Below are 5,219 nucleotides of genomic sequence, written 5' to 3' on the forward strand. Positions count from 1 at the left end.
AAGGGCGGCAAGAGGGTGCTTTTTGCAAGTGAAAAAGCACCCTGCCACACGCAGAGATACAGCCCCCGCGCGGAACGCGCAGATGAATTTGTTTTCCGGTCTGTCCGCCGCCGCGGAGCGGGCAGGCTTGAAAAATAGAATAAACGGGCGGAATGGATAACGCCCGCAGAATTTAAGGAGGTTTCACCATGGGAATGGTAGTAAGAAGCAACATTATGGCAGTCAATGCACAGCGTCAGCTGGGCGTGAACAACAACCAGGTTTCCAAGGCGCTGGAGAAGCTGTCCTCTGGTTACCGCATCAACCGCGCGGGCGACGACGCTTCCGGTCTGGCGATCTCTGAAAAGATGAAAGCCCAGATCAAAGGTCTGGACACCGCTTCCCTGAACGCACAGGACGGTATTTCGGTCGTGCAGACCGCTGAAGGCGCGCTGACCGAGGTTCACAACATGCTCAACCGTATGGTCGAGCTGGCAACCCGTTCGGCGAACGGCATCAACGCAGACCTCAACCGGGATGCGCTCCAGAACGAGGTTTCCGCACTCCAGGAGGAAATCGACCGTATCGCACAGGCGACCACCTTCAACGACATCCACCTGCTCGATGGTACCGGCGGCAGCGGCGGTACCGGCGGTACGAGTGTCGAGCCAGCGGAGGTCACCCAGCCAACAACACCGACCACCACCGCAACAGACGGCGCTGCTGGTACTGCTGCAACAATCAAACTCGATGTTGCAGGCTTCACAGCAACAAAGCCTGGTAAGGTGGATATAAAGCTCGGTGACAAGGTCATCGGCGAGGTTGAGGTCACCGAAGGTATGACCGATGCAGAGTTTGCAGATGCGGTTGCAGGGCTGACATTCAACATTAATGACGGTACTACTGATCATGCGTTCACAGGCGCAGTCGATACCGCTGGTGGCACCGCTATCACCTTTACCCAGACGACCCCTGCTGTTCTCGACCTTACCAATGCTAAAGTGGACGGCTATATGTCTGGCGATGATATTTCCATCGAGCCGCAGGAGCCTGCTGCCGGTGCTGCTAAAGCGGCTGCGGCTGATGCCCCTGAAAAGCCGGACTTCAGCGGAGCGAATGCACTCACTTTCGACGACGCAGATGGTAACGGTGCTTCCGCAGATGCTAGCGGTTTGGATGCGGATGCGATCCAGGCGGCGCTTGATGCGGCTGCGGCAGCAGATCCTACTGTGACTGGCGGCAATATCACGATTGAGCTGAATCAGGCAGGTGACGGATACGAGCTGAAAGCTGGCAATGTTGTGCTTGGCAGCACCGGCAATGCAGCAAATAATAGTATCGTTGGCGCAGACAATGCTGGTACGGACAAAGCATTGGTATTCACTACTGCGGATGGTACAGCACTTGGAAAAGTGGTAGTCTCTGCTACGACCGCTACTGCATTAACTGGCGAGATGGATGCTCCTCTTGACACCGGCGTAGAGGCAACTGCGGCTGGCGCAGATAACAATGGTGCAGCAGGCGGTGCTGGAAGCACCTTCATCCTCCAGATCGGTGATACCGCTGCCCAATATAACCAGCTGACCTTTACGATCGGCAATATGACTTCGCAGGGGATCGGCGTCGATACGGTTGACATCAGCACACTGAAAGGCGCGCAGAATGCGATCAATACAGTGAAAACCGCGATTGACACCGTTTCCACCCAGCGTGCGGAGCTTGGTGCGATCCAGAACCGTCTGGAATACACCATCAACAACCTGGACACCTCCTCCGAGAATATCCAGGCCGCGAACAGCCGTATCCGCGACACCGATATGGCCAAGATGATGATGGAATACACCAAGGTCAACGTGGTTACCCAGTCTGCACAGGCGATGCTCGCTCAGGCGAATCAGCAGCCCCAGAGCGTGCTCCAGCTCCTCCAGTAAGGATTGTTGTAAGCATTTTTCTGTGTCTTTTCTTCAAAACAGCCGGACGGTTTTTACCGTCCGGCTGTCGGCGTTTTCCCGCGCAGGTTCAGGGCAGGCCCACTGGTTTCGATTGCGATCCGCCAGCCTGTGGATGCGTTTGTATCGCCTGTTTTGAAAAAACCAACAAAAAACTCTGGCATCTTTCGGTGATTTATGGTATCATAATCATTAGAACAGATCGGACGCCGGGTTATGGTGAGAACAGCAGGTGTACTTCTGACCGTTCCCGCCCCATTGGCCAATGAGGCCAGTTGCTTTTCAATCACGGTATCCTGTCTGTAACGTGTAAACAGCTGCATGAAGCGCGTCACAAAGGCGTTTGCTGCTATGGTGGAACGATGAGGATCAACAGCAGGAAAAGGGGGATGGCAATATGAAACTGATTTTTGCGATCGTATCCAATGACGACAGCTCGAGGGTTTCCAAAGAGCTGACCAAGAACAGGTTCTCGGTGACAAGGCTGGCCACAACCGGTGGCTTTTTGATGGCGGGAAATACCACATTCCTGATCGGTACAGATGATGACAAGGTGGATGAAGTGATCTCGATTATCGGAAAGCACTCCAAAAAACGAACCCAGATGGTACCGTCCTCCGCGTCCTATGGGGTGGGGATGTACACCTCGTTCCCGGTGGAGGTGCAGGTCGGCGGCGCGACCATCTTTGTCACCAACATCGAGCGGTTTGAGAAACTCTGATGTCAGGTCTGCTTTATAACCGCAAAGCTTCCGCTGCGCTCGCCAGCCTTGGGGCCGGCGGGCGTTTGCCGCATGCAATCCTGCTCGAAGGCCCCGCCGGTTCGGGAAAGCACCTCGCGGCGGAAATCATCGCCCGATATGCGCTCTGCACCGCCCAGGAAAAGCCGTGTGGGCAGTGCGCCGGGTGTGTGAAGGTTGGGAAGCGGGTCCATCCCGATGTGCGGTACTATGGGGTGCCCGAAGGGAAGAAGGAATTTCCGATCGACCTTGTGCGGGAGATCCGGCAGGACGCATATATTGCACCAAACGAGGGTACCTGTAAAATATACATCCTAGAGCAGGCGCACGCGATGAATGCCGCCGCCCAGAACGCCCTGCTCAAAAGCATCGAGGAACCGCCCCCACATGCGCGGTTTGTGCTGCTCTGCGAGAACCGTTCGATGCTGCTGCCGACCATCCTTTCCCGGGTGACAGCGATCGAGCTGGAGGTTCCGTCGGTCGAACAGTGCGCGCAGGCGCTTGAAACGCTCGCCCCCGATGCCCCGGAGGAGGAACGGCGGGCCGCCGCTGCGGGAGCGGGCGGGAATATCGGGCGGGCGCTCGAGCTGCTTGGCTCGGCGAAACCGTCGAAAGCGGCAGCGGATGCGCGCCAGCTGCGGGAGATCCTGGTTTTCGGGGACCGTTATCAGGCGCTGAAAATCCTGGCGGCTTATGACAAGGACCGGCAGAGCCTGCTTGACCTGCTCCCGCTTTTGGAAGAGGGATTTGCACAGGCCGCGCTGGCCCGCTACCGTCGTCCGGCCGCAGGAGGGCAGGAAGAACGCCTGACCAACCGCCTGACCTGTGAACAGGCGATCTGTGCGGCTGAAGCAGCGGCGCAGGCTGCGGAACAGGCGCGGCGGAATGTCAGCGTCCCGTTGCTCTGCGCCTGTATGGTCGAACGGATCAAGGCTGCGGTCGGCGGGTGACAGGAGCCGGGATATATTTTTTGGCAGGAGGGAAAGCCCTCTGCCAAAGATATGAAACAGATAAATTTATCATTGGGTTGGGGGAGCTTTATGGCTGAGATAATCGGAGTCAGGTTCAAAAGCGCGGGAAAGGTGTACTATTTTGACCCAGCGGACCTGCAGTTTTCAAGAGGGGACCGCGTGATTGTTGAGACAGCGCGCGGAATCGAATGCGGAGAGGTTGCGATGGACAACCGCAAGATCAGCGACGAAGAGGTGGTCAAGCCCCTCAAGCAGGTGATTCGTGCGGCGACTGAATCCGACCTGAAACGGGTGCGGGATAACGCGGCCCGCGAAAAACAGGCGTTTGAGATCTGCAACGAGAAGATTGCGAAGCATAAACTCAAGATGAAGCTGGTGGATGTCGAGTTCACCTTTGACAACAACAAAATCCTGTTCTATTTCACCGCAGACGGGCGAGTCGATTTCCGTGAGCTGGTCAAGGACCTCGCTTCGGTCTTTCGCACCCGCATTGAGCTGCGGCAGATCGGGGTGCGCGACGAAGCAAAGATGCTCGGCGGGCTTGGCATCTGTGGGCGGGAGTTCTGCTGTTCCTCGTTTTTGGGGGAGTTCCAGCCGGTTTCGATCAAGATGGCAAAAGAGCAGGGGTTGTCTCTGAACCCGACCAAGATTTCCGGCACCTGCGGGCGGCTGATGTGCTGTCTGAAATATGAGCAGGATGCCTATGAGGAGCTGCTCCACTCCACACCAAGGGTGGGGTCAACCGTCCGCACCAAGGATGGCCGGGGCATCGTAACCGAGGTCAATCTCCTGACCGGGATGCTCAAGGTCGCGTCAGAGAAGGATCAGGCTGCGACAAAATATTACAACAAGAGTGAGGTCAAACTGGTGCGGGGCGACCGGCCTGCCCGGGAGGGAACGGATGAAGAGCCTGCGCAGGAGCATAGACGTCCCGACCGGAAAAAATGACGGTCCATCCAGCGAAAAAACGGACAGATTCCCAGAAAAAAATTACAGTCTGCCACTTGTTTTTTTCAAAAGCTGTGGTAAAATACTAAGTAGATATAATGGCGGTTGCGCTGTTGTATTGTCTGCCGTACAGGCGGGCTTTCCTGTAAACAAATTTTTTAATGGAGGTGTTCCCCATGGCATATGCAATTTCTGACGAGTGCATCTCTTGCGGCAGCTGCAAAGATGTTTGCCCGGTTGGCGCTATCTCTGAGGGCGATGGCAAATACGAGATCGACGCTTCGGCTTGCATCGACTGCGGTTCCTGCGCTGGCGAGTGCCCGAGCAACGCGATCAAACCCGAATAATCGCAAGCTGAGTTCGCTACATAAGGATTAAGCCTTCGCTTTGCGGCGAGGGCTTTTTCTGTTTGGCCCTGGAAACAGGAATTGGCGGCCTGTGAAGCCTTTTTCGAGCGTGTTCGGTATTTTATTTATGCAAGGGGGCTTTTTCACTTGCAAAAAGCCCCCTCTCGCCGCTTCGCGGCAATTCACCCGAAAAACGCGCTTCACAGGATAAAGCATTCCGCGCTCATCTCGCGCTAAGAGCCCGCCTTCGGCGGGTTGCGCTCGAAACGCTTCGCTGCGGCTCGCA

General features: G+C 56.2%; 7 protein-coding genes. 5 read left to right on the forward strand and 2 right to left on the reverse strand.

The window, feature by feature from the left end; all coding sequences use genetic code 11:
* Positions 1–188: 188 nt before the first annotated feature.
* Positions 189–1,910 carry a flagellin gene (locus D5269_RS16700; protein WP_347707311.1) on the forward strand — a complete coding sequence of 574 codons (1,722 nt, stop codon included), beginning with the start codon at positions 189–191 and terminating at the stop codon, positions 1,908–1,910.
* Positions 1,911–1,963: 53 nt separating this feature from the next.
* On the opposite strand, the gene D5269_RS16705 is transcribed toward D5269_RS16700, so the two are convergent.
* The gene (locus D5269_RS16705; protein ID WP_120484782.1) at positions 1,964–2,263 is read right to left on the reverse strand and encodes a hypothetical protein; all 300 of its coding nucleotides are present in this window, start codon (positions 2,261–2,263) and stop codon (positions 1,964–1,966) included.
* Between the two features lie 62 nt (positions 2,264–2,325).
* Between D5269_RS16705 and D5269_RS16710 the strand changes: the two genes are divergently transcribed.
* The 4 genes from D5269_RS16710 (at position 2,326) to D5269_RS16725 (ending at position 4,933) form a co-directional block, all read left to right on the forward strand.
* A complete protein-coding gene (locus D5269_RS16710; RefSeq protein ID WP_016314994.1) occupies positions 2,326–2,649 on the forward strand; it encodes a cyclic-di-AMP receptor in 324 nt (107 codons plus the stop codon).
* Complete coding sequence (locus D5269_RS16715) at positions 2,649–3,617, forward strand: DNA polymerase III, delta' subunit (RefSeq protein ID WP_016314995.1); 969 nt, start codon at positions 2,649–2,651, stop codon at positions 3,615–3,617. Before D5269_RS16710 ends, D5269_RS16715 begins: the two co-directional genes overlap by 1 nt.
* Positions 3,618–3,707: 90 nt before the next feature.
* The gene (locus tag D5269_RS16720; RefSeq protein WP_016314996.1) at positions 3,708–4,586 is read left to right on the forward strand and encodes a stage 0 sporulation family protein; all 879 of its coding nucleotides are present in this window, start codon (positions 3,708–3,710) and stop codon (positions 4,584–4,586) included.
* Positions 4,587–4,762: 176 nt separating this feature from the next.
* On the forward strand, positions 4,763–4,933 hold the full coding sequence (locus tag D5269_RS16725) for a 4Fe-4S binding protein (RefSeq protein ID WP_016314997.1): 171 nt from the start codon (positions 4,763–4,765) through the stop codon (positions 4,931–4,933).
* A gap of 27 nt (positions 4,934–4,960) precedes the next feature.
* On the opposite strand, the gene D5269_RS18400 is transcribed toward D5269_RS16725, so the two are convergent.
* Positions 4,961–5,219 (reverse strand): hypothetical protein (locus D5269_RS18400; protein ID WP_207709158.1); only part of this gene is annotated, 259 nt, incomplete at its 5' end.

The sequence above is a fragment of the Anaerotruncus sp. 1XD42-93 genome (assembly GCF_009917605.1).
Taxonomy (GTDB): domain Bacteria; phylum Bacillota; class Clostridia; order Oscillospirales; family Ruminococcaceae; genus Anaerotruncus.